Source organism: Myroides phaeus, assembly GCF_009799805.1.
Lineage (GTDB): Bacteria > Bacteroidota > Bacteroidia > Flavobacteriales > Flavobacteriaceae > Flavobacterium > Flavobacterium phaeum_A.
The window spans coordinates 641,855-665,320 of sequence record NZ_CP047050.1; the positions used below are offsets into that span (position 1 = coordinate 641,855).

The 23,466-nt window shown below is 34.1% G+C and carries 22 protein-coding genes, 1 tRNA gene and 1 riboswitch; of the genes, 12 read left to right on the forward strand and 11 right to left on the reverse strand.

Annotation, left to right across the window (positions count from 1 at the left end; all coding sequences use genetic code 11):
- Positions 1–163 precede the first annotated feature (163 nt).
- Positions 164–931, reverse strand: coding sequence for a 5'/3'-nucleotidase SurE (surE, locus tag GQS07_RS02950; RefSeq protein ID WP_158211317.1), 768 nt, complete (start codon positions 929–931; stop codon positions 164–166).
- A 185-nt stretch (positions 932–1,116) separates the two neighbouring features.
- Here surE and GQS07_RS02955 point away from each other — a divergent pair, with 185 nt between their 5' ends.
- Positions 1,117–3,351, forward strand: coding sequence for a carboxy terminal-processing peptidase (locus tag GQS07_RS02955; RefSeq protein WP_158209541.1), 2,235 nt, complete (start codon positions 1,117–1,119; stop codon positions 3,349–3,351).
- Position 3,352: 1 nt separating this feature from the next.
- Positions 3,353–4,438: an ABC transporter permease gene (locus tag GQS07_RS02960; RefSeq protein ID WP_158209542.1), complete on the forward strand. Its 1,086-nt coding sequence runs from the start codon at positions 3,353–3,355 to the stop codon at positions 4,436–4,438.
- A 36-nt stretch (positions 4,439–4,474) separates the two neighbouring features.
- Here the strand turns inward: GQS07_RS02960 and GQS07_RS02965 are convergent, their stop codons facing one another.
- The 3 genes from GQS07_RS02965 to GQS07_RS02975 all read right to left on the reverse strand — a co-directional run bounded on the left by GQS07_RS02965 (position 4,475) and on the right by GQS07_RS02975 (position 6,517).
- Positions 4,475–5,380, reverse strand: a complete 906-nt coding sequence (locus GQS07_RS02965) for a glycoside hydrolase family 25 protein (RefSeq protein WP_158209543.1) — start codon at positions 5,378–5,380, stop codon at positions 4,475–4,477.
- A gap of 42 nt (positions 5,381–5,422) precedes the next feature.
- Positions 5,423–6,262 (reverse strand): mechanosensitive ion channel family protein, encoded by an 840-nt coding sequence (locus tag GQS07_RS02970; protein WP_158209544.1) that lies wholly within the window; start codon positions 6,260–6,262, stop codon positions 5,423–5,425.
- A gap of 173 nt (positions 6,263–6,435) precedes the next feature.
- Positions 6,436–6,517: transfer RNA gene (locus tag GQS07_RS02975), tRNA-Leu, on the reverse strand.
- 143 nt (positions 6,518–6,660) lie between these two features.
- On the opposite strand from GQS07_RS02975, the gene GQS07_RS02980 reads away from it, so the two are divergent.
- A complete protein-coding gene (locus tag GQS07_RS02980) occupies positions 6,661–8,049 on the forward strand; it encodes a dipeptidase (protein ID WP_158209545.1) in 1,389 nt (462 codons plus the stop codon).
- Between the two features lie 49 nt (positions 8,050–8,098).
- Here the strand turns inward: GQS07_RS02980 and GQS07_RS02985 are convergent, their stop codons facing one another.
- On the reverse strand, positions 8,099–9,349 hold the full coding sequence (locus GQS07_RS02985; protein WP_158209546.1) for a glycosyltransferase: 1,251 nt from the start codon (positions 9,347–9,349) through the stop codon (positions 8,099–8,101).
- A gap of 89 nt (positions 9,350–9,438) precedes the next feature.
- Here GQS07_RS02985 and GQS07_RS02990 point away from each other — a divergent pair, with 89 nt between their 5' ends.
- Both GQS07_RS02990 and GQS07_RS02995 read left to right on the forward strand, forming a co-directional pair.
- Positions 9,439–10,020, forward strand: a complete 582-nt coding sequence (locus GQS07_RS02990) for a tRNA-(ms[2]io[6]A)-hydroxylase (protein ID WP_158209547.1) — start codon at positions 9,439–9,441, stop codon at positions 10,018–10,020.
- A 33-nt stretch (positions 10,021–10,053) separates the two neighbouring features.
- The gene (locus GQS07_RS02995; RefSeq protein WP_158209548.1) at positions 10,054–10,515 is read left to right on the forward strand and encodes an energy transducer TonB; all 462 of its coding nucleotides are present in this window, start codon (positions 10,054–10,056) and stop codon (positions 10,513–10,515) included.
- A gap of 577 nt (positions 10,516–11,092) precedes the next feature.
- Here the strand turns inward: GQS07_RS02995 and GQS07_RS03000 are convergent.
- Genes GQS07_RS03000 through ruvC form a run of 4 tightly spaced genes read right to left on the reverse strand, consistent with a single transcriptional unit; the run spans position 11,093 to position 13,924 of the window.
- A complete protein-coding gene (locus GQS07_RS03000) occupies positions 11,093–11,455 on the reverse strand; it encodes an MmcQ/YjbR family DNA-binding protein (protein ID WP_158209549.1) in 363 nt (120 codons plus the stop codon).
- Positions 11,456–11,458: 3 nt separating this feature from the next.
- A complete protein-coding gene (locus GQS07_RS03005) occupies positions 11,459–12,232 on the reverse strand; it encodes a cyclase family protein (protein WP_158209550.1) in 774 nt (257 codons plus the stop codon).
- 4 nt (positions 12,233–12,236) lie between these two features.
- Positions 12,237–13,370 (reverse strand): radical SAM family heme chaperone HemW, encoded by a 1,134-nt coding sequence (gene hemW, locus GQS07_RS03010; protein WP_158209551.1) that lies wholly within the window; start codon positions 13,368–13,370, stop codon positions 12,237–12,239.
- Positions 13,370–13,924 carry a crossover junction endodeoxyribonuclease RuvC gene (gene ruvC, locus GQS07_RS03015; RefSeq protein ID WP_090410468.1) on the reverse strand — a complete coding sequence of 185 codons (555 nt, stop codon included), beginning with the start codon at positions 13,922–13,924 and terminating at the stop codon, positions 13,370–13,372. Before ruvC ends, hemW begins: the two co-directional genes overlap by 1 nt.
- 61 nt (positions 13,925–13,985) lie before the next feature.
- On the opposite strand from ruvC, the gene GQS07_RS03020 reads away from it, so the two are divergent.
- Positions 13,986–14,942 carry a hypothetical protein gene (locus GQS07_RS03020; RefSeq protein WP_158209552.1) on the forward strand — a complete coding sequence of 319 codons (957 nt, stop codon included), beginning with the start codon at positions 13,986–13,988 and terminating at the stop codon, positions 14,940–14,942.
- A gap of 35 nt (positions 14,943–14,977) precedes the next feature.
- Here GQS07_RS03020 and GQS07_RS03025 read toward each other — a convergent pair whose 3' ends face one another.
- On the reverse strand, positions 14,978–15,457 hold the full coding sequence (locus GQS07_RS03025; RefSeq protein WP_158209553.1) for a hypothetical protein: 480 nt from the start codon (positions 15,455–15,457) through the stop codon (positions 14,978–14,980).
- Between the two features lie 47 nt (positions 15,458–15,504).
- Between GQS07_RS03025 and GQS07_RS03030 the strand changes: the two genes are divergently transcribed.
- A complete protein-coding gene (locus tag GQS07_RS03030) occupies positions 15,505–16,005 on the forward strand; it encodes a DUF456 domain-containing protein (protein ID WP_158209554.1) in 501 nt (166 codons plus the stop codon).
- Positions 16,006–16,063: 58 nt separating this feature from the next.
- Here GQS07_RS03030 and GQS07_RS03035 read toward each other — a convergent pair whose 3' ends face one another.
- Positions 16,064–16,951 carry a DMT family transporter gene (locus GQS07_RS03035; RefSeq protein ID WP_158209555.1) on the reverse strand — a complete coding sequence of 296 codons (888 nt, stop codon included), beginning with the start codon at positions 16,949–16,951 and terminating at the stop codon, positions 16,064–16,066.
- A 72-nt stretch (positions 16,952–17,023) separates the two neighbouring features.
- Between GQS07_RS03035 and GQS07_RS03040 the strand changes: the two genes are divergently transcribed.
- The 5 genes from GQS07_RS03040 (at position 17,024) to GQS07_RS03060 (ending at position 23,375) form a co-directional block, all read left to right on the forward strand.
- A complete protein-coding gene (locus GQS07_RS03040) occupies positions 17,024–17,473 on the forward strand; it encodes a MepB family protein (RefSeq protein WP_158209556.1) in 450 nt (149 codons plus the stop codon).
- 84 nt (positions 17,474–17,557) lie between these two features.
- Positions 17,558–17,744, forward strand: a riboswitch (cobalamin riboswitch).
- A 109-nt stretch (positions 17,745–17,853) separates the two neighbouring features.
- A complete protein-coding gene (locus GQS07_RS03045) occupies positions 17,854–19,917 on the forward strand; it encodes a TonB-dependent receptor (protein WP_158209557.1) in 2,064 nt (687 codons plus the stop codon).
- Positions 19,914–21,050 carry a YncE family protein gene (locus GQS07_RS03050; RefSeq protein ID WP_158209558.1) on the forward strand — a complete coding sequence of 379 codons (1,137 nt, stop codon included), beginning with the start codon at positions 19,914–19,916 and terminating at the stop codon, positions 21,048–21,050. The genes GQS07_RS03045 and GQS07_RS03050 overlap by 4 nt, the downstream gene beginning before the upstream one ends.
- 17 nt (positions 21,051–21,067) lie before the next feature.
- Complete coding sequence (locus GQS07_RS03055; protein WP_158209559.1) at positions 21,068–22,372, forward strand: cell surface protein; 1,305 nt, start codon at positions 21,068–21,070, stop codon at positions 22,370–22,372.
- A 22-nt stretch (positions 22,373–22,394) separates the two neighbouring features.
- Complete coding sequence (locus GQS07_RS03060) at positions 22,395–23,375, forward strand: PKD domain-containing protein (RefSeq protein WP_158209560.1); 981 nt, start codon at positions 22,395–22,397, stop codon at positions 23,373–23,375.
- Positions 23,376–23,466: the final 91 nt, after the last annotated feature.

Below are 23,466 nucleotides of genomic sequence, written 5' to 3' on the forward strand. Positions count from 1 at the left end.
CCTATAGCAGTAACCCTGCCAAACATTCCCGCTCGTCGAATAAAGTCAAAGTCTACAAATAAATCATAATTTGTAAACAGCCTTAAATAAAGCTCTGTACCTATTACAGTAACAATAGCCCCACATAAGAAACCGAGTAATATATGTTTTAACCTCTCACCCATTACAGATCCCAACTATTAATTCTTTTTATAACTTGATGTGCTGTCATATCAAAGTGAACTGGTACTAATGACACATATCCATTGTGTAATGCCCACTCATCTGTATCTTCTCCTTTATCTTGATTAACAAACTCTCCTTTTAACCAATAGTACTCTTTACCGTGTGGACTTACTCGTTTATCAAAATTCTCAATCCAAGTAGCTTTTGCCTGTCTACACACTCTAATTCCCTTGATGTCTTTTGTCGCCAATTTTGGGAAGTTAACATTCAACACCACGTCAGTAGGAATACCATTCTTTAATGCTTCTAAAGTAATTTTCTTTATAAACGGTTTTATTTGTTCAAAATCTGCATTCCAACTAAAGTCTAATAATGAAAAACCAATTGATGGAATTCCACTCATCCCTGCTTCTAATGCAGCACTCATCGTACCTGAATAAATAACATTAATAGATGAATTAGATCCGTGATTTACACCAGAAACACATAAGTCTGGTTTGCGGTCTAAGATTTGGCCTAACGCTATTTTTACACAATCAACCGGTGTTCCTGAACAAGCATATTCCATTTCAATTTCGCTATCTATTGTAACCTTTTCTAAAGTCAATGTATTATTAATTGTTACAGCGTGTCCCATTCCTGATTGTGCACTGTCTGGTGCTACTACAACAACATCTCCAATTTCTTTCATTACAGCGATTAAAGCTCTCATACCTGGAGCAGTTATTCCATCATCGTTTGTAACTAATATTAAGGGTTTTTGCATCATTTCGTTTTTTTATTTACATTCGCTAAAGTAACAAATATTCGGGGAACTCTATTAATACTCGAATATCAATTTCACCCTAAAAAAGACACATTACCCCCTATATAAAAGGGTTTTAACAAATTATTATCGAAGGCACCATCTAAATCTTCACTTTTTTAACTACTTTAGATGAAAACTAATTAATGAATACTTTTAAGTTATTTATGAAAAGAAATTATAAGGTTATACTTCTTCTAATCGGAGTATCTGCTCTGCTATGGAGCTTTATCCCTAAGAAGGAAAAAGAGACTCCTGAAAAAGACCAATTACTTCTTGAGTTGGTTACTTATTTGTTGGAACGTACTCACTATGACCCAGCTAAAATTGATGATAAATTCTCAGCTACAGTTTATAAAGAATATCTAAAGGCATTAGACCCGATGAAAAGATACTTCTTACAATCTGATATTGATGAGTTTTCTAAATACGAGTACTTAATCGACGATATGATCGAGTTAAAGGAATTATCTTTCTTTGATTTGACTTATGAGCGTATTACTAAACGTATGGAAGAAGCTAAAGGAATCTATACAGATGTACTTAGCACTCCTTTTGAGTTTAATTCAGATGAAATTTTCGATGCTGATTATGACAAATTAGGATATGCTAAAGATGAGGACGAATTGAGAGACCGTTGGAGAAAACAATTAAAACTTAATGTACTTTCAACAATTACAGATAACCAAAAAATCCAAGAGGGCAAAGAAGTTACTGAAGATGAGGGAGAGTTAGACGAGTTTGGTGATCCAATTGAAAATTCGACTAAAAAGAAAAAAGCTAACGACAAAAAACCTGTTGAAAAGAAAACTTTTGAACAATTAGAGAAAGAAGCTCGTGAAAGTGCTGGTAAATCTTTAGATGAATATTTCGAATTATTAACGGATTTAGAACGTAAAGATTGGTTCTCTATTTACATCAACTCTATTGTTGAACGCTTTGACCCACATACATTCTACTTTGCTCCTGAAGACAAAGAAAAGTTTGATGCAAGTATGAGTGGTAGTTTTGAAGGAATCGGTGCTGTTTTAAGAAAGAAATCTGAAGGGGTTGAAATCAATGAATTAGTACCTGGTGGTCCTGCTTGGAGAGGTAAAGAAATCGAAGTTGGAGATATCATTCTTAAAGTTGGACAAACAAAAGATGAAGATCCGGTTGATATCGTTGGAATGCGTTTAGATAACGTAGTTAAACTTATCAAAGGTAAAAAAGGAACTACTGTTTACTTAACACTTAAAAAGATTGATGGTACGATAAAAGTTACTCCTCTTACACGTGAAGTGATTGAGATGGAAGAAACGTATGCTAAATCAAGTGTTATCCAAAACGGAGATAAAAAATACGGATTAATTCATTTACCTAAGTTCTACATTGACTTTGAAAACAAAGACAAGAGAAATGCTTTTACAGATGTTGAAAAAGAAATTATAGAACTTAAAAAACAAAATATTGACGGTATTATAATGGACTTGCGTAACAACGGTGGTGGTTCATTGCAAACTGTTGTTGAAATGGTTGGTCTATTCTCTAAAGAAGGACCTGTTGTTCAAGTAAAATCGTCAAGAGGAAAACAACAAGTATTAGATGACAAAGGTACTCCTATCGTTTGGGAAGGTCCACTTGTTGTACTTGTTAATAACTTCTCTGCTTCTGCTTCTGAAATCTTTGCTGCGGCAATTCAAGATTACAAAAGAGGGGTAATTATTGGTAGTAAACATACGTATGGTAAAGGTACTGTTCAAAACCTTGTTGACTTAAACGAGTTATTGAGAAAACAGCCTTTTGGAGATTTAGGTGCGCTTAAAATTACACTTCAAAAGTTCTATCGTATCAATGGTGGATCTACACAAAGAGAAGGTGTTTTAAGTGATATCGTTTTACCAGATCGCTATTCTTATATTGATATGGGAGAAAGAGATATGGACAATGCAATGCCTTGGGACAAAATTGACAGAGCTTCTTATGTTGCTTATCCTTACGATTTCTCTAACGTAATTGAATTGAGTAAAAAGCGTATTGTAAACAATGAGCAATTCAATTTGATTGATGAAAACGCGAAGTGGATTAACGAAAGAAAAGATGAAAAGACGTTCTCTCTAAATATTGACAAATACAAAGTCAAACAAAAAGAAACGGAGGAAAAGGCTAAGAAATTTAAAGCAATTTCTAAATATAAAAACACTTTAAAATTCAGCTCTCTTCCAAGTGAATTAGAAAGAATTAAGAAAGATACTATCTTAGAAAACAAACGTGAAAGATGGCACGAAATGCTTAACTCTGATGTGTATATCGAAGAAGGTGTAAACATCCTTAAAGATTTAGGCAACAAGTCGGCAAATAAACAAATTGACAGTAAAAACAGAATATCATCTAAACACTAAGATGTATCAAAAAAGTAAATCATATACACAGATTGCGCTCCAAAGATTTAAAAAAGATTTTTGGGGCGTTTTCTGTTTTTGGATAATTATAGTAATTGCTCTTATAGCGGCTTTCGCTTATTTCATTATACCTGATAATTCAAAAAATGCTAATGCTGGAGACTTAGCTCTTCGTTCTGAATCCCCAGGGTTTAAAGTACAAACTATCGTTATTCCTACAAACGAAGGGATTAAGTTTAGTGAATTGTGGTTTGGACGTGAACAGGCAACACAGCATATCGCAATTAACGAGTTTCATATACAACAAGACTCTATCTTTTATAAACCTTATAGCAATCAACCAGAATTAGAAGAATTCAAAGCGCTTCCACTATCTCTTTTTAAAAGTGCTAATGAGAAAGATATTGTACAAACAAAAACATACTGGCTCGGAACAGATAACCAAGGTAGAGATTACCTCAGCAGATTAGTAATCGGAGCAAGGGTATCTCTGTCAATCGGTTTTGTAGCTGTTCTAATCTCTTTAGTCATCGGAATTACTTTAGGAGCAATCGCGGGATATTACGGTGGAAAAATAGATGCTCTAATCCTGTGGTTAATCAATGTATTTTGGTCTATCCCTACTTTGTTATTAGTAATTGCAATTACCTTGGCTTTAGGAAAGGGTTTTTGGCAAGTATTTATAGCCGTAGGGCTAACTATGTGGGTTGAAGTAGCTCGTGTAGTGAGAGGACAAGTTATCAGTGTTAAAGAACAACAATATGTAACAGCTGCCAGAGCATTAGGTTACAATAATTACAGAATCATTACTAAACACATCTTGCCAAACTGTATGGCACCTGTTATTGTAATTTCAGCAGCTAACTTTGCTTCTGCCATCTTAGTGGAAAGTGGTTTAAGCTTTTTAGGATTGGGAACACAAGTACCGACACCAAGCTGGGGAGCAATGATTAAAGAGAATTATAATTACATCTTACTTGGAAAACCTTATTTAGCCCTTTTACCAGGCTTTGCTATGTTTATCCTTGTGATAAGCTTTATGCTAATCGGTAACGCCTTACGAGACGCCTTAGACGTTAAAAAATAAGTATTCAAACTTAATTCCATAAAAAAAATGCGAAGACTACTTTAATAGTAGTTTTCGCATTTCTGTTTTATTACCGTTATAGATATTCAAATCTACTTTTCCCTCAATACCATTAACAATTCCTTTTTCTGTAAACTGCCAAAAGTGCCATTCAGGCTTTATTTCTTCTACAAAGAAATTATAGTTTGCAATCCACAATATATGATCCGGAAACCATTGCTTCAAATGATTCGTATAATAATGTTCTCCTGAATATAAAATTGGCTTAACCTTGTAGTGCTCTTCCACCAATTCAATCCATCGTTTTAATCCTAAACGAAGACTTTCTACTGATTGCTTTTTAGGCAAATCTTCAATATCTAAAACTGGAGGTAAATCTCCAGGTGCTAATTTTACTGTTTTTATAAAATTATTCGCTTGCTCAACTGAATTCTCATCTGGTCGATAGTAGTGATATGCGCCTCTGATAAAATGATTTGCTCCTGCCCCTTTCCAGTTTAACTTATAAGCCCTATCAACGCCATCAACGCCCATAGTTGCACGTACAAATACAAACTCCAAAGCAGACTTACTTGCAACAGAATCTACTCTCCCCCAATCAATGACTCCTTGATAATGTGACACGTCAAATCCAATCATTTTACTATCGTGTCGTGCTAACACCTCAGCCGTTCTAAAATCAAATAATGACTTCTCAGGAGCATTCTTTCTATCTTGACTAAAAAAGTACTTAAATCCATCTTGAAAGTGAATACCTAACCATATCCCACCACCCAATAAAACATTGATTATGATTATCCATTTAATCCCTGCCCAATTTGAAGAAGAACTCTTTGCTTTCTTCTTTTTACTCGATGTTGTTGCCTTTCTCGGTTGTTTATTTAACCGTTTTAAGGTTTCACGAGGGTTAGATGTATTTTTTTTAGTTGATGTTCGTTCCATAGCACTTTCAAAAGTTCGGCAAAGATATTTAATATAAGTAAATTACAAACTACTTACTGTATTATCCAAGCGTAAAACAGGTACTGGTAACTGAATATTATTTAGTTTAAACTTCTTGTCTATTTCAAAGCGAATTTCACTTGCTATACGATCGTTATCAAAAGCATTATCTATAAAGTAGTATAAAATAAAACGAACTGACGACTCGCCAAACTCATCAATAAAAACAATTGGTTGTGGATGTTTCAACACATCAACATTGTTTTCAACAGTAGTTAACAAAACTGCCTTTACCAATTCTACATCAGTACCAATATATGCCCCAACATCAATTCGTGCACGGATAACCGGATCTTCGTGTGTCCAGTTATAAACTACATCATCTATTAACTTTCTATTTGGTATAACTAAATCCTTTCTATTACGTGTCTCTACAACGGTACAACGCAAGCTGATTGTCTTAACTCTTGCAACGTGTCCTCCTGTTTCAATCACATCACCAACGTTTAGCGTTTTATCTAACAAAATATAAATACCAGCTATTAAGTCTCTAAAAATCGATTGAAGCGCTAAACCTAAACCAACAAATAAAGCAGCAGAAGTAGTCAAAAACATACTAATATTGATCCCTATCGCATTTAAGATAAAGAAAAACATAATGACGTAAATAAAGTAATTTACAAAGTTAAACACACTACTTAAGCGTGCAGCTACATCTGGTGTAGCCATATTGATAAACGTCTTCTTCAAAAAGCGTAATCCATACTTAGTAATCATTAAAGTGAATACAATAAACAAGATTGTTCCAATTGTTATTGTAAGCGATTTACTTGCGTATAATTCGTATTCTAAAAGTGTAGAAAGTATTGTTCTTAAATTCATTATTAACTCAAAAATTGGATTAACAGTCTATCTTAAGACAATAACCAAACCAAAAGTCACTTGTCTTGCAAAAGATCACCTAAATATACCAAATTAAAAAGTACGAAAAAGGAAGATTAGGAAAGTAGTAGAAATAAAAAAACCTCTTCAAAAATATGAAGAGGTTTTTGTTGTGCGGGTAAAAGGACTCGAACCTTCACACCTTGCGGCACCAGATCCTAAGTCTGGCGTGTCTACCAATTTCACCATACCCGCTTGTTGGCTGGAACCAGTGTTAGTCACTGTTGTTCCTTTAAGACGTTGCAAATATACAACGCATTTTTTAATGTGCAAGAAAAAATTTATTTTTTTTTTATTCTTATGTTTGTAAGGAATAATGTAAATGTATCCTATATACTATGAAAGATTCAAAACAATTTGTTCAAGAAAACAAGCAACGTCTTTTAGATGAGCTAATTGAACTATTAAAAAAACCTTCTATCAGTGCTGACAGTGCCTTCTCACAGGATGTAATTAATACTGCAGAACACGTAAAAAAAAGTTTAGAAGAAGCAGGATGTGACCTTGTTGAATTATGTGAAACACCTGGTTACCCTATTGTTTATGCAGAAAAAATCATTGATCCTGCCTTACCAACGGTATTAGTTTACGGTCACTACGACGTACAACCGGCAGATCCAATCGAATTATGGACATCTCCTCCATTCGAACCAGTAATCAAAAAAACAGACATACACCCAGAAGGAGCTATCTTCGCTCGTGGAGCTTGTGATGACAAAGGTCAAATGTTTATGCACGTAAAAGCGTTTGAATATATGATCGCTAACAATGCTTTACCTTGTAACGTGAAATTCATGATTGAAGGAGAAGAAGAAGTTGGTTCTGTAAGTTTAAGCTGGTTTGTGAAAAGAAATCAAGAGAAACTTAAAAACGACGTTATCTTAATCTCTGATACTGGAATGATTTCTAACGAGCAACCTTCTATTACTACAGGTTTAAGAGGTTTAAGCTATGTAGAAGTAGAAGTAACTGGTCCTAATAGAGATCTTCACTCTGGTTTATATGGTGGTGCGGTTGCAAACCCAATCAACGTATTAACTAAGATGATTGCTTCATTACACGATGAAAACAACCATATCACAGTTCCTGGTTTCTATGACAAAGTAGAAGAACTTTCTCGCGAAGAAAGAGATGAAATGGCTAAACGTCCTTTCTCTTTAGATGACTACAAAAAGAAATTAGACATCGAGGATGTTTATGGTGAAGCAGGATATACTACAAACGAACGTAACTCTATCCGTCCTACTTTAGACGTAAACGGTATTTGGGGAGGTTATACTGGTGAAGGAGCTAAAACTGTTATCGCAAGTAAAGCATTCGCAAAAATATCAATGCGTTTAGTACCTAACCAAGAATGGGAAGAAATCACTGAATTGTTCAAAAAACACTTCGAGAGCATTGCTCCTGCTGGTGTACGTGTAGAGGTTAAACCTCACCACGGAGGACAAGGATATGTAACTCCTATCGACTCTGTTGGATATAAAGCTGCTGCTAAAGCTTATGAACACACTTTTGGTGTTACACCAATTCCAGTGCGTTCAGGAGGTTCTATTCCAATTGTAGCTTTGTTTGAAGAAGAATTAGGTTCTAAGTCTATTATGATGGGATTCGGATTAGATACAGATGCTATCCACTCTCCAGACGAGCACTTCGGAGTATTCAACTACTTAAAAGGTATTGAAACTATTCCTTTGTTCTACAAATATTACACTGAAATGGTAAAATAGTAGTTCACTACAATACAAAAGGCGAGTTAGTTAATTAACTCGCCTTTTTTTATTTTTTATTCTTTGCCTCTATCCACATACCAAAAAACTTAGAACTTTGTGCACTATGGTGCTTAAATACTTGTCCTAAAAAATTACTACGTCTATGCATCTCAAGATTCGTATAGCAATCTACTAATCGCTTTAAAAACAGCTCACCGTACTGTATCTTGTCGTAATTCGTTAGTAAGATTGATTCACCTAAATTCTGCTTGTCCTTCCACACCGACTCATCTGAATACAATAAAACAGCTTTTTCAACCATTTCCTCAACCTCATCACAGATAAAACCACACCAAGGCAATTCTCCTTTCATTGATTCCACTCCTACAGAAGTGGTAATAGAAGGTGTTCCCACTTGAATAGCATCTACAAACTTCCCTTTTATTCCCGCTCCAAATGTAATCGGAGCCAACATAACTCTTGCATCACTAATTACCTCCAAAGCATCTTCTGCTCTACCGTGAACAAGAAAACGCTCCTTTTCATTGTGTAATTGTAATACTTTGGGAGAAGGATAGGCTCCATAAATATGCATATTTACCTTAGGTAATCGCTTGCGCAACAAAGGCCATACTTCTTTCTTCAACCGAAGTACCGTCTGCCAATTGGGTTCATGAATAAAATTACCAATAAAAACAAAGCCCTCTCTGTTGTCAAAAGTTTTCCAATTCGACTTTTCTTCTGCTGTAATCTCATCTTCTAAAAAAGGTAACGTCAATAATAATTTATCGCTTATGCCAAATGTTTGTGTTAACAACTCCTCTTCATAGTTAGAAATCAACAAAGTCAAATCACAACGCATTATACTCGCTAACTCCCTTTTTGTACGCTCTGAATAAAGATAATCATCTAAACTTCCAACCGCTTTCTTAATCAACTCTTGTCTCGCATAGCGCAAGAAATGTAGGTCTTCTGTATCCAACACAGTCATTGCAGAAGGAAATTGCTCTGCAACACGCCAACCGAACTGCTCTTCAATCATAAACCGGTCGAACATAACAATATCAGGATTCAAAGATTTCAAAGCTTCATCTGTACGTTCATCATTCAACCATATCTCAAACTCTGTAACTCCCAACGCAGACAGATCATCACTATAGTTACTCTTCTTAGCAGCACTACTAAAGTAAATATCCATACCCCACTGGTTAAAACAAGCTAATAATTGCAACATTCGCTTTCCTGCAGCAGATGATTTAGATTCAGGCCAAACCTGACCAATAACAACGATTCGTTTATTTTGAAATACCTTTTCCATACCACAAAAATAAGCATTCTCACAAATGTAATAGACTCATTTTTAATCTATCTAATTATTGTTATTTTTGCATAAAACGAAAAGGAATTATGCTTGGATTAAAATTATTAACGGACCCTCGTTGGGCTAATATTGCAGAAGGTAATTTAGAAGAAATTTTAACAGACCACTGCTGGTGTGAACAAAAAGCTGCAAGCAATGCAATTACGATTATTGCTTATAATTCAGAACATGAGGATTTAGTAACCGCTATGACTGATATTGCTATTGAAGAAATGGAACATTTCAAAATGGTACACGATATCATTAAAAAACGTGGTTATACTTTAGGTCGAGAACGCAAAGATGACTATGTCAACAAACTAAGTAAGTTCTGTAAAAAAGATGGTAGTCGCAATGACGCTTTTATAGACAGATTATTATTTGCTGCGATGATTGAAGCGAGAAGTTGTGAACGTTTTAGAACATTATCTCAGAACATCGAAGACCAAGAGTTAGCAAAGTTTTACTACGACTTAATGGTATCTGAAGCAAATCATTACACTACTTTCCTGAAGTTTGCGAAAAAATATACTGAAAAAGTTGATGTTGATAAACGTTGGAAAGAATGGTTAGACTTTGAAGGAGAACTTATTCAAAGCTACGGAAACAGTGAACAAATACACGGGTAATTACTTGATATTCGAACCAAAAAACGTTTTATTATGATTACAAAGAAAAACAACCCATATAAAAATGCTTTTTCTATTATTGCGACTACACTTTTTCTAACAGCAGGTATTAATACAGTACAAGCACAAGAAGTAAAAGAAACACCTCCTATAGCACAAGAGTATAGCAATCAAATATATGTAGCAGTAGAAAAAACCGCAGAATATCCTGGAGGTATGAATGCATTTATGAATCACTTCATAACTCGATTTATTGTTCCAGACGGACTGACACATTCAACTATATCGACTATCGTACAATTCGTTGTAGAAGCAGATGGTTCTATTTATGATGCAAGTGTTGTCAGAGATCCAGGTCATGGAATTGGACAACAAGTAATCCAAATTTTAAAAACAATGCCTAAATGGTCTCCTGCTGAGCTAAAGGGTAGAAAAGTTAGATCGCAATACACATTACCAATTAAATTTCAAGTAGAAATTGACAAAGAAAACTAATAGATAATAGCCTTAACTATCTATACTAAAACGCTTTGAGAGTTCTCAAGGCGTTTTTTGTTAGCTATAACTGTTTAAGTAATAAAAAATAAAGCATTACTAACATCAAGAAACATTAACATATTAAAAAGATATGTAAAACTTATAAAAGCTCTCTCTTATCCTAATAAAACAAAGACTTTCTTATTTTCAAACAATAGCTTAAAATCAGAATACATAGACACTAATCTGAGGATTCTCCGACAATCCTCCGACAAAACACCCTATATCCCAGTATTCTCGGAGGATTGTCCCACATAAGTCAGAGAATCTCTTTATAAAAGTAAATGATATCTACATCAAAATTACAACAAAAAAAACACTATAACCTCAATAAACATAAGGCCTACCACAGGTTTACACATCACTAATAATTACATTTTTTCAAAGGGAAAAACAGCGACAAAAAAGCTTTTTTAAACAAAAACCGTAATTATTAACCACTATTTTACTAAAAAAAGAGTCAAAAAAAGTAAAAATCACTCCATTTTTCTCACATAAAAAAAGAGAAACTAATGATTAGTTTCTCTTTTTTTATTTACTTTAAAATCTCTTCTTTCAATTTCTTTGTTAGTCCCTGAAATACCAAGTCATACGAATGGTCTATCAACTCTTTTAAAAACACCCAATTAACCGCTCCTCTAACTGCGATAGTATTCCAATGTTTCTTACTCATATGGTAACCTGGTGTAATCTCAGCATATTCGCCTCTTAGTTCTTCCGCACGATCAGGATTACACTTAAGATTTAAACTGTGCTCTCCTTCCTCCCACTTCTTAAGATTAAGCAATAAGAATATTTTACCTCCTACCTTAAAAGTAAGTACTTCTTCATCAAACGGAAAGTCCTCTGTTACCCCTTTTTTGTGTAAACAGTAGTCATAAATAACTCCAATATCCATAAATTACTTGATTAGTTGGTATAAAACAGGCTTACTTGGTGAGGCATCATTGACAAAAGAAGCTATTTGCAGGTTCAAAAAGTAAAAGCCATCTTCTACCTCATTAGCTACATAAATCATCTCTGTAATAGTTGCATTTAAACGAGCATCATCATTTAATTGACTTACATTCGTTACATTCCAAAATGCTTTGTGTGCAAGTAATTTTCCTTCATCCTTTTCCTTGTCCACACTTGGCAAATCAATTAATAAATGTTCAACACCTTTCGCTCTTAAAAAAACACATACTTCCCACGATAAGTAAGGCGGATTCGTATGTGAATATTTCGCTGATTTTTTTTCTTTTAAATTGGGGAATGTTCTAAAAACAATTGCTTTCTGACCTTGTTCAAACCACACTTTTTTTACTTGCTCTAACGTAATTACAAAGTCGCCGTTTGCTTGTAATTCAGGCTCAATTGTAACCAACTGTCCCAAAAAGAAAAACTCCTTTAAACTGTCGTTTACACTGTAAAAAGCTTTAGTAATATGTCCTAAACATTCTGTATGCGTACCGTGTGCGTGAGGATTAAAAGTAATATTATTAAAGTTAGTAGACGAATTACCCTCGCTCACCTTTCCGATCCAATCTCCCATTTCAACTGGAGAAATATCAGGTTTATCTAAATACCACGCAATTGGATTGCTTTCTGTATTAACAAGAGGAATAGATATATCTATTGGCTTTGATAAGTCAATTTGATACACACAATCGGATAAGGTTATACTTGCTATCACGGTTTTATTTCAAATCTAACCAAAATAAATCAGATGCAATACCGTCACTTAAGAATTTTCCTTTATCAGTAATCGTCAGCACATCTCCCTCGCGACGCATTAGGCCATCTGCAACAAAATGAGTTGATTCTTGTATTAGGTAATCATAGAAATCTTGACCAAAATCACGGTGTACGCGGTTAACATCAACACCCCATATCGTGCGTAATCCAGTCATAATATACTCATTATAGCGATCAGAAAGAGACAACTCTTCTATTTCTAAAGGAAGTTTTCCTGATTGAATATCTTTTATGTACAACGGATTGTTAGCGATATTCCAACTGCGGTGTACGCCGTCAAAACTATGAGCAGACGGTCCTATCCCTAAATACTTTTTACCTAACCAATAAGCAGAGTTATTCTTTGAATAATACCCTGGCTTAGCAAAATTGGATAGTTCATAATGAATATAGCCATTCTTGCGCAACGTCTCAATTAGCAACATAAAGTGATTATGTGCTACTTCTTCTTTCGGACTTGGAATTACACCTTTTTTGATTAATTTATTCAATGCTGTACGTTCCTCAACTGTTAACGCATAACAAGAAATATGTGGAATTCCCAAATCAAGAATACGCTGAACATTAGCTAACCAACGTTCATTGCTCATATTAGGAATACCATAAATAAGATCAATTGAAATATTGTCAAAATGCTTAACTGCTTCTTCTAAACAGCTTATAGCCTCTGAAGAATTGTGTGCACGATTCATCATTTTCAGGTCTTCTTCTCCAAAAGACTGAATACCGATGCTTAAGCGATTTACTTTAGACTCTGCCAACTTGTGAATTGTAGTATAGTCTAAATCGTCAGGATTTGCCTCTAATGTTATTTCGGGATTATCTGAAACGGGAAACAAGTTATAAACTGCTTGTATCAAATCGTTTATTTCATCTACCTCCAAAATACTTGGGGTTCCTCCTCCAAAGTAAATGGTTTCTACCACCTCATTGTGCAATTCCTCTTTTCGAAGTACTAACTCCTGTTTCAAACTTTGCAACATCTCTTCTTTCTTCTTTAAGGAAGTAGAAAAGTGAAAGTCACAATAGTGACAAGCTTGCTTGCAAAAGGGAATGTGAATATATATACCTGCCATTACTTTTTAACTCGGTCTTGATTTTGTTTGATGAATGCATCCCATCCAGAATAACTTTTTCCAGTTACAATCTTATTTGAATTATAGAAATGACAAACCGCAGCGGCAAGACCATCTGTACTATCTAAATTTTTAGGCAACTCTTTTAAACCCAACAACTGTTGTAACATTTTTGCCACTTGCTCTTTACTTGCGTTACCATTTCCAGTAATAGCCATCTTGATTTTCTTAGGCTCGTATTCTGTAACTGGAATATTGCGAGACAAAGCAGCTGCCATTGCAACACCTTGTGCTCTACCTAACTTCAACATCGATTGTGGGTTTTTTCCTAAGAAGGGTGCTTCAATAGCAATTTCATCTGGCAAATGTGTTTCTATTAATTCAATTGTACGTTCAAAAATAAGCTTCAAACGCGTATAGCGATCCTCATATTTGGATAATAGCAACTCATTCAACTGTATAAACTCCATCTTCTTATTTACCACTCTAATCAACCCAAACCCCATAATCGTGGTTCCAGGGTCAATACCTAATATGATTCTATCTACTGTCAATTTAATATTTTTTTACACTTTTATATCCCTGCCCAACAAAATATTATCTTATTTTGCAGTGATGAAAATTCTATCAGACAAAACTAAGCAATATCTCGTACTTCTAATTAAAATATTAGTTGTTGCTTCTGCTTTTTATTATATCTACAACCAATTATCAAATGATAAAACCCTTGATTTTAAAGTGTTGTTAGAGGTAATCGCTAAAAAAGAAAACTACTTTGCTCTTTTTATTTTAGCGTGTTTGACTTTTTCTAATCGCTTTATTGAAATTTTAAAATGGCAGAATCTCTCGTCATTAATCAAACCAGTTAGCGTTTGGCAGGCAACTAAGCAAGTGTTAAGTGCGCTTACTTTGGGTATATTTACCCCTAATGGTATTGGTGAATATGCAGGAAAGGCATTGTATTTTGAGAAAAAAGACGCAAGTAGAGTTATCTTTTTAAATATGATCTGTAATGGCGTTCAAGTCATTTATGCCATTGTATTTGGATTGATAGGACTAAGTATTCTTAATCAATTCCACGAAATAATTCCGAATTACTATTTGTTTATTGCCTATGCTGTAATTGCAACTGTAATTTTAATCTTGTTTTCACTGCGTCATTTTACGATAAAAGGGTATTCTATTAAATCACTTATCGAAATGATAAATGAAATCCCTCGTCAGAAACATCGTAAAAACTTAATCTTAGCATTCTTTCGCTATGCTTCTTTTACCCACCAATATGTGATTTTATACTACTTATTAGGTGTTGACATTCCTTATTTTGAATTGTTATGTGCAGTTTCTGCTATCTATTTAATGGCATCATCACTTCCTAACTTTCAGTTTTTAGAGTTTGCTGTAAAAGGTAGTATTGCTATGTTTATTTTCACCGCTTTGGGAGTTAATCAATGGGTAGTAGCGTTGGTCGCAACATTAATTTGGTTACTAAACATTGTATTGCCTATCAGCATCGGTAGTATATTTGTGATGACTTATAGAGTAAAGCAAAAAGAAGAAGCTGATTTATAACGTAACAAGCAGTTCCAAGATTATTTTAAAGACAACTATCGTTTATTTAAAACAACAGGAATAATAAATTGACTTGTAACTGGTACGCCTCTTTTTACAGCTGGATGAACTACTGAAAATACTTGCCCTTGTTCGTGTAAGAACTTATTAATTGTTTTTGTCTGTTCTATTAGCGTTTCCGGCAAATCATATAATTCAAAGTCTACCTGTGAATCTGTCTTAACTGTTACTAATATTTTTAAGGTATCAAGCTGAGTAAAATTACCCTCAATAGTATCTGCATTAAAACGAACTTGCAAATTCTGGGTAATAAAAGAAAAGAAACAATCCCTTTTAGACTTGTCATCTAACAAAGAATCACACAAATCTACTGTCGGATATGTATCAACTTTAGTCCAATCAATTTTATCTAATTCTTCTTTTAGCAACACTTCCTCATCTGGCAATTGATTGTATTTCAATTGACAGGAAACAGTTAAAACCAGTAAAAAGATAAACATCAGTGATTTTTTCATAGCTTGGATTATTGTACCTTTATTTCTCAAAAATACAAAAAATACGAATGGAATATTTACTATTAATCGTTGCACTTGTTTTATTAGCAGGCGGAGTGGTCGGAAGTGTGCTTCCTGCCCTACCTGGATTACCCCTAAGTTGGTTTGGAATACTGTGTTTATATCTAACAACAGGTGTTGAAATAAATCACTATATCTTGTGGATTACTTGTGTTATTACCATCGCAATTTCAATTTTAGACTACGTTATTCCTGCACAGGGGACAAAGCGTTTTGGTGGCTCATACTACGGAATATGGGGCACTAACATCGGTTTGGTTGTTGGTTTAATTGCTCCAATTCCTTTTGGTTTTATAATCGGACCTTTTGTTGGGGCACTTTTAGGCGAGTTATTATTTGACTATAAAAATATCAACCGAGCACTGAAAGCTGCTTCTGGTTCTTTCCTTGGTTTTTTAGTATCAACTTTTATGAAAATAGTTGTTTCTATTGTATTTGTAGCCCTTGGAATTAGCATAATTTGGAAGAATGCCAGTATATGGTTCTAAAAAAAAACGTCGTATTATCACTAATACGACGTTTTTTTTATTCTTAACAGGTGATTTACTATTTCAAACTCACTTCTTTTTTTCCTCCAATAATTGGCTTTTCAACAAATGTTATCCCAATTCCAAATAGAATAATTGCTCCTCCATAAATCATCTGCATTGTAATCTCTTCATTTAAGAACATCCAAGCTAAAAAGGCTGCTAATAAAGCTTGACTCAATAAACTTAGTGAAACTCTCGTTGCTCGCATATGCTTTGTTGCAAAGCTTAACAGGAACCAAGCGATTAACTGACATACAATTCCTTGCACAACTAATGTTAACCATCCCATACTACTGAACCCAGAAAACTCTGACCCCATTGCAAAGTTTGTGATTCCTAAAAAGATTGAAGAAACCAATAAACTGTATGACATAAATGGTATAATCTCTACTTTTTCTAAAACCTTTTTACTGAATAAAATATAACACGCATATAAGATACCTGACAAAATTCCAAAGGCAAATGGCAAGTCAAAAGACAAATCCATAAACACATCTACACCAACTAAAACAACCATTCCTGTGATAGCGAATACGGTTCCTATCCAAAAATTGATACTTGGTTTTGAACTCAAGAAGAAATAACTCCCTATTCCTACCCAAACGGGTGCAAGATTAGTTAGCAAAGTAGCTTGAGTAGCTGTTGACCCTTGAATAGCAAAGTTCCAAACGCCTATATCTGCACCAAAGAAAAAACCACATAACACAATTAGCATCATCGTTTTTAAATCGTACAGCTTCATTTGCTTTGTAAATAAGGCGTAAGGCACTACAAATACAGCTGCAATAGCCATTCGATAAAATGCTGAAATTAGAGGCGGTGTCAAGTCTAATTTTACGATAACAGGAAAAATCGAAATACACACGATTCCTATTAATAATGCTAATCTTGGTTTTGATAACATTGGCGTGATTTTAATTTATTTGATTTTGTAAAGAAAACAATTCATTTGAAATATATTTACACAAAAATCAAAATGTTGGAACAATTTATTCCTTTATTAAATAATTTTTCAGAATTACAAACAGCTTCTTTTGTAACCAATTATTGTTTATTCCCTGAAAGTAATGAGTATAATGCTTGTTCTTTTTCAATCAATAACTACAAGATAATTTACCGAGAAGCTAAGGTTACACCCAAGAAAACAGGACTTTTTGTAGCTATCTGGAAAAGGAATGAACACGGGATTACAGAACCTTATCACATTGCTGACGACTTTGATTTTATGATTATCTCTTGTGTTGAAAACAACAACAAAGGTTATTTTATCTTCCCAAAAGATGTATTGGCCACCTTAAACATTATTTCTTCAGCCAATAAGGAAGGTAAAAGAGGTATGCGCGTATACCCAACTTGGGATATTCCGACCAATAAACAAGCGATTAACACACAGAAAAAACATAAAGACTTTTTTACAATTCTATAATTATTCCGAGATATCCCTAATAAAAGTATAGCATTCTGATACTATGCTGTTTAAATTACTTTTTTAAGATATTATTTTATATATATTTGTAACCGATACTATGGTTGTCTTTCGAGATATTAAAAGGGAATTAGGTGTAAATCCTAAACAGACCCGCTGCTGTAAACTCGTCCAGAAAACAAACCGCGTTATCCACTGTTGTCTCTGTATAATGGGAAGGATGTTTGTTTTTGAGTAAGTCAGAATACCTGCCGTTTTATCTTAATTGTTTGATGTTTTCGGGTATAAAACAGCGAACGCACTTCTTCGTTTATTGCTAACGATAGGTTAGATGCGTTTCTTTCTTCCCTTTTCCATCAACTTTGTTAGCTGACTAAACTATGAACTTAAAACTACTCCCTTTAGGAATATGTTGTTTGATAGGAACTTCCCTATTCGCACAACAAAAACAAGATACGATTACTTCTCTAAATGAGATTGTAATTGAAAAAGAAGTTTTTAAAGACCTTATTCCTGTACAAACTTTACAAGGAGAACAACTTGAAAGATTAAACAGCCATAGTGTTGCTGATGCTTTACGCTATTTTGCGGGTATCAAAATCAAAGACTATGGAGGAATGGGTGGACTAAAAACAGTGGATGTCCGCAATATGGGTACGCATCACGTAGGTGTGTTTTACAATGGTGTTCAAATTGGAAATGCACAAAATGGTATTGTAGATTTAGGTAAATTCTCTTTAGATAATGTAGAAGCTGTAAAACTATACAACGGACAACGCAGTGCTATTTTTCAATCTGCAAAGGAATACGCTTCTGCTTCTACTGTCTATATTCAAACTAAAAAACCGGTCTTTAAAGAGGGAAAAGATTATAACTTTTCTGCTAAGTACAAAGCAGGGTCTATTCAGTTAGTGAATCCTTCTGTTAGAACGGAATACAAGGTAAATGACAATGTGAGTACCAGTATTAGTGCTGAGTACATTTACTCTAATGGGGATTATAAATTCAGACAAAAAAAACTCAACATAGATGGTTCGGTTGCTTATGATACAATTGGACACAGACTTAATAGTGACATTGAAGCCTATCGAATTGAAAACGCTTGGTATGGTAAAAACGATAAGAATACTTGGCAAGCAAATGTGTATTACTACCAATCAGACAGAGGATTACCTGGTGCTGTGATTAAAAAGAGTGATACTACTATTGAAACAGAAAACATCAATGAACGCCAAGGAGACAAAAACTTTATGGCACAAGCAGAGTGGACACGCTTTGTAACTGATAAATACTCTTTTTTATTAAAAGGGAAGTTTGCTTATGATTTGATGCATTATAAATCTCGTAAAACAGTAGGTTTTGAAGGGGAAGAGGTTACGTATAACCCACAATTCGACAATACTTTTTACCAACAAGACTGGTATATATCGGCAGCTCACCTTTACAAAATAACCGATATTTGGGAGGTATCTTTGGCTACTGACATTCAATACAACAAACTAAATGCTACGCGAAAAGGACAAGGAACATTGTTTTCTTATCCTGAGAGATATACTTTCTTGACATCATTAGCCACATCTGTTAATCTTGGAAAGGTAAAAGCTCAAGGGAATATTCTTGGAACATTCACTAAAGAAAAAGTACGCCATAACCTACAAGCTCCTGACCGTTCTGTGTGGGCTCCTTCTCTATTCTTGAGCTACAAACCTTGGGATAGTGAAGACTTTATAGTTCACGCTTTCTATAAATACATCTTTAGGCTACCTACTTTCAACGATTTGTATTATACACAATTGGGAACGTCTAATTTACGACCTGAAGTATCAAGACAATTCAACGTAGGTTTTACTTATAGCAAACCATTAAACACACGTTTCTTTGATGAAGTACATTTATCTGTAGAGTCTTATTATGCGAATATCACAGATAAAATCATTGCTTCTCCTACCTCAAGTATGATGCGTTGGATGATGACAAACTTAGGTAAGGTTGAAAACTACGGTATTGAATCTTCGGCAGGAACAACAGTTAATATTATAGACGACCTAACACTTGGTGTAAATCTAACGTACGAATATACCGTTGCTAAAGACAAAAGTACTACCCTATTTGGACAACCTTCGTATTATGGTGACCAAATTCCTTATGCTCCTTGGCATTCAGGGTCTTCAATTGTGTCATTAGACTATAAAGATTGGGCATTTAACTATAGCTTTATCTATGTTGGAAAACGTTATAACGGTAATAAAAACAATATTAAACGCAATGAGATACAACCTTGGTACACACACGATTTATCATTGCAAAAAAGCTTTAAATGGAATAACTACCGTTTTAAAGCATCTATAGAAGCTAACAATATAGCGAATCAATATTATGAAGTTGTAACTAACTTCCCTATGCCAGGGCGCAACTTTCGTTTTACTTTAAACTTTGAATTATGAGATTAAAAAATATATACTTACTCCTTTTTTCTTTGATTCTATTAACGAGTTGTAGAAAAGATGAAATGATATTCTTATCGGACAGCTCTACTGTTTCTATCCCTACTCCTTCAGACCAATACAGAGGTTTCTATCTGTTAAACGAAGGGAATATGGGGATGAATAGAGCTTCAATTGACTTATTTGAATATGATAGTGGAGTTTATACACGAGATATATTTTCTGAGAGAAACCCTAACATTACTAAAGAATTAGGAGATGTTGGAAATGACATCCAAATCTATGGTAAGAAGGTTTATGCTACGATAAACGTTTCAAACTTTGTAGAAGTATTTGATGTTGAAACAGGAAAACATATCAAACAAATTCACGTTCCAAATTGTCGTTATTTAAAATTTAAAGACGGTAAGGCTTACGTGAGTTCTTATTCGGGAAAAGTTGAAATCAACCCGAATGCAGAAATTGGCTTTGTTGCTGAAATAGACACTTTATCCTTAGAGGTTACACGTAAAGTAGTGGTAGGTTACCAACCTGAGGAAATGGTTATAAAAGGCAATAAACTATATGTAGCTAACTCTGGTGGATATAGAGTACCAAACTATGACACTACTGTATCTGTAGTAGATTTAACTACGTTTACTGAAATCAAAAAAATAGATGTAGGAATTAACTTACACCGTATGCAAATGGACCGCAATGGTGATATATACGTAAGCTCACGTGGTGATTACTACAATGAAGAACCAAGTTTATATGTAATTGACTCTAATACAGACAAAGTCAAACAAAAGTTAGACATCCCTATTTCTAATATGACAATTGATGATGATAAATTGTATTATTACGCAACGTCATATAAACACAATACGGGTCAGAATACTATTTCATATGGTATTTTAAATACAAATACGAAGCAAATTATCACAGATAACATTATAACGGATGGGACAGATAGACAAATATTAATCCCTTATGGAATTGCAGTAAACCCAGAAACTAAGGATATATATATGACAGATGCCCAAGATTATGTGGGTACTGGATTTGTATATTGTTATTCCCCTGAAGGAAAACTAAAATGGCGAACTACTGGAGGTAATATACCTGCACACTTTGCCTTTATTAAAAAATAAACCAACTTATATAAATTATGAAAAAAAAGTATTTAAGATTATCCTCATTAGCTGCAATATGCCTTGGAGGTTTATTCTTTTTTAGTTGTTCAAATGACGATGGAACTCCTTTTACAGTAGCTCCAGAAAAACCAGTTATTCCAGTAGAATCTTCTGATTTAAAACTATCTGGAGAATATGCCACAGACCGAAGTCAATCAATTGCGATTATTCCTAATCTTGAAAAATTCACTTCACCAAAAGTAACGTGGAAAGTTATTGGTTTCAATAATATAGCTAAAGACTCAGTTATCAGTAATGATAATGACTTATATTTTGTTACTTTAAAAGAAGGACGTTATAATCTAATCGTACAAGTACAAGACGATAATAACCAAATAACTCACAGTTTTGATATTAAAATAGAGAAAGAAAAAGAAGCTTATAAAAATCATATTTTTAAAATATATGATTTCTTACCTTCATATGGGCAGTTTACAAATAAATTACCTAAATACGAAGAGGGAGATACTAAAGAAATAATGATTGAAAAAGCGGAAAAAGCAATCGCTGTACCAAAACCAAGTATGATTAGCTTAGGTGGTTTTGGTGGTTATGTTGTATTTGGTTTTGATCACACAGTTGTAAATGTACCAGGAAAACGAGATTTTAGAGTTTTAGGAAATGCTTTTTGGGCAAATGCAAACCCTAATGCAGGTGCAAGTGGAAGAGGTGGTAGTTGTGAACCAGGTGTGATAATGGTTGCTTATGATAAAAATGGTAATGGTGTTCCTGATGAAGATGAATGGTATGAAATCGCAGGAAGTGAGCACTCAAAACCAAAAACAGTAAAGGATTATGAAATCACTTTCTATAGACCTGAAGCGAATAAAGAACCTGTAAAAGATCCGGCTCTTACTTGGGCTACAGATTTAGAGTATATGAGATGGGAAGATAATCAAGGGAACAAAGGGTATAAACCCAAGAATACTTTCCATCAGCAAAGCTATTTCCCAGAATGGGTAAAAGATGATAAGATCACTTTTAAAGGGACCTTATTGCCAAATAATGCAATTGATGAGAGTGGTCAAGGAAATTATTGGGTATTATATAGCTTTGATTATGGATATGCTGATAATGCTCCGAATAAAGATGACGAATCAGCAATTGATATTTCTTGGGCAGTAGATAAAGATGGTAAAAAAGTAAACTTACCAGGAATTGATTTTATTAAAGTTTACACTGGATTAAATCAAGAAGCTGGCTGGTTAGGAGAAACTTCTACTGAAGTAAGTGGTGCTATTGACTTACATTTAGAAGGAACTTCTATTCCTACAAGATAGAAAAACAAAAACAAACTAATTTATGTTATTAAAAAGTAAAATAATACTTAGCTTATCACTTGTTGTCCTTGCAACAAGTGGTTGCTCAAGTAGTGATGATTCAAACAACACTATTCTTCCTCCAACAGATCCTTCTGTACCAATTAATCCTACAGCTCCTGTCACAAACTTTAGTCACGTTACTAAAGTGTTTGAATTTAAACCTGCTTACGGGCAATTTACAAACAAATTACCTAAATATGAACCTGGAGATACAGAGCAGGATATGATAAAAAAGGCATTGAATTATGTCTCAGGTAAAAACCCTTCTGTAGTAAGCTTAGGTGCATTCGGTGGTTATATTGTTGTAGGGTTTGATTCTCCTATCTTAAATGTAGAAGGCTTTCGCGATTTTAGAGTTTTAGGAAACGCTTTTGAAAATAACGCTGAACCAGGAATAATTATGGTAGCTTATGACAAAAATGGAGATGGAATTCCTAATGAAGATGAGTGGTATGAAATTAAAGGAAGTGGACATTCATTAATGGGTACGATCCAGAATTACGAAATTACATACTATAAACCTGAAAAAGATAAAGATAATAAAACAGGGGACTTCGAGGAATATGTAGAATGGTCGGACAACCAAGGAAATAAGGGGTGGAAACCAAAACTAAACTATCATACACAAAGTTATTTCCCTGAATGGGTAAAGGAACAATCTATATCTTTTAAAGGGACTAAACTTCCCGATCACGCGATTCAAGGAACTAATAGTCACTGGAAATTACCTTCTTATGAGTACGGATATGCAGATAATCTACCTAATGATAATAAAAATAGCACCATAGATATTAGTTGGGCTGTTGATAAAAAAGGTAATCCTGTAAAATTACCACATATAAATTTTATAAAAGTATATACTGGAGTAAGTCAACAAGCAGGATGGTTAGGAGAAGTGTCTACCGAATTTGGTGGAATAGTAAACTTACATTCTACCAAAGAATTTATCCCAAACAAATAAAACAAAAAGCCTTAGTATTTACACTAAGGCTTTTTTGTTAAAAAATGTCACTATTTTTAATAAAAATGAAATGACACGTATTGTATTTTTG

Bases quoted from the DNA above. Each gene is read 5' to 3' on its own strand.
- GQS07_RS02955 (WP_158209541.1), top strand. From the start codon at position 1,117: ATGAATACTTTTAAGTTATTTATGAAAAGAAATTATAAGGTTATACTT.
- GQS07_RS02990 (WP_158209547.1), top strand. From the start codon at position 9,439: ATGCTTGGATTAAAATTATTAACGGACCCTCGTTGGGCTAATATTGCA.
- GQS07_RS03025 (WP_158209553.1), bottom strand. From the start codon at position 15,457: ATGAAAAAATCACTGATGTTTATCTTTTTACTGGTTTTAACTGTTTCC.
- GQS07_RS03020 (WP_158209552.1), top strand. From the start codon at position 13,986: ATGAAAATTCTATCAGACAAAACTAAGCAATATCTCGTACTTCTAATT.
- GQS07_RS03045 (WP_158209557.1), top strand. From the start codon at position 17,854: ATGAACTTAAAACTACTCCCTTTAGGAATATGTTGTTTGATAGGAACT.
- GQS07_RS03055 (WP_158209559.1), top strand. From the start codon at position 21,068: ATGAAAAAAAAGTATTTAAGATTATCCTCATTAGCTGCAATATGCCTT.
- GQS07_RS03030 (WP_158209554.1), top strand. From the start codon at position 15,505: ATGGAATATTTACTATTAATCGTTGCACTTGTTTTATTAGCAGGCGGA.
- GQS07_RS03060 (WP_158209560.1), top strand. From the start codon at position 22,395: ATGTTATTAAAAAGTAAAATAATACTTAGCTTATCACTTGTTGTCCTT.
- GQS07_RS02965 (WP_158209543.1), bottom strand. From the start codon at position 5,380: ATGGAACGAACATCAACTAAAAAAAATACATCTAACCCTCGTGAAACC.
- GQS07_RS02995 (WP_158209548.1), top strand. From the start codon at position 10,054: ATGATTACAAAGAAAAACAACCCATATAAAAATGCTTTTTCTATTATT.
- GQS07_RS02980 (WP_158209545.1), top strand. From the start codon at position 6,661: ATGAAAGATTCAAAACAATTTGTTCAAGAAAACAAGCAACGTCTTTTA.
- hemW (WP_158209551.1), bottom strand. From the start codon at position 13,370: ATGGCAGGTATATATATTCACATTCCCTTTTGCAAGCAAGCTTGTCAC.
- GQS07_RS02985 (WP_158209546.1), bottom strand. From the start codon at position 9,349: ATGGAAAAGGTATTTCAAAATAAACGAATCGTTGTTATTGGTCAGGTT.
- GQS07_RS03000 (WP_158209549.1), bottom strand. From the start codon at position 11,455: ATGGATATTGGAGTTATTTATGACTACTGTTTACACAAAAAAGGGGTA.
- GQS07_RS02960 (WP_158209542.1), top strand. From the start codon at position 3,353: ATGTATCAAAAAAGTAAATCATATACACAGATTGCGCTCCAAAGATTT.
- GQS07_RS03040 (WP_158209556.1), top strand. From the start codon at position 17,024: ATGTTGGAACAATTTATTCCTTTATTAAATAATTTTTCAGAATTACAA.
- GQS07_RS02970 (WP_158209544.1), bottom strand. From the start codon at position 6,262: ATGAATTTAAGAACAATACTTTCTACACTTTTAGAATACGAATTATAC.
- GQS07_RS03050 (WP_158209558.1), top strand. From the start codon at position 19,914: ATGAGATTAAAAAATATATACTTACTCCTTTTTTCTTTGATTCTATTA.
- surE (WP_158211317.1), bottom strand. From the start codon at position 931: ATGCAAAAACCCTTAATATTAGTTACAAACGATGATGGAATAACTGCT.
- GQS07_RS03035 (WP_158209555.1), bottom strand. From the start codon at position 16,951: ATGTTATCAAAACCAAGATTAGCATTATTAATAGGAATCGTGTGTATT.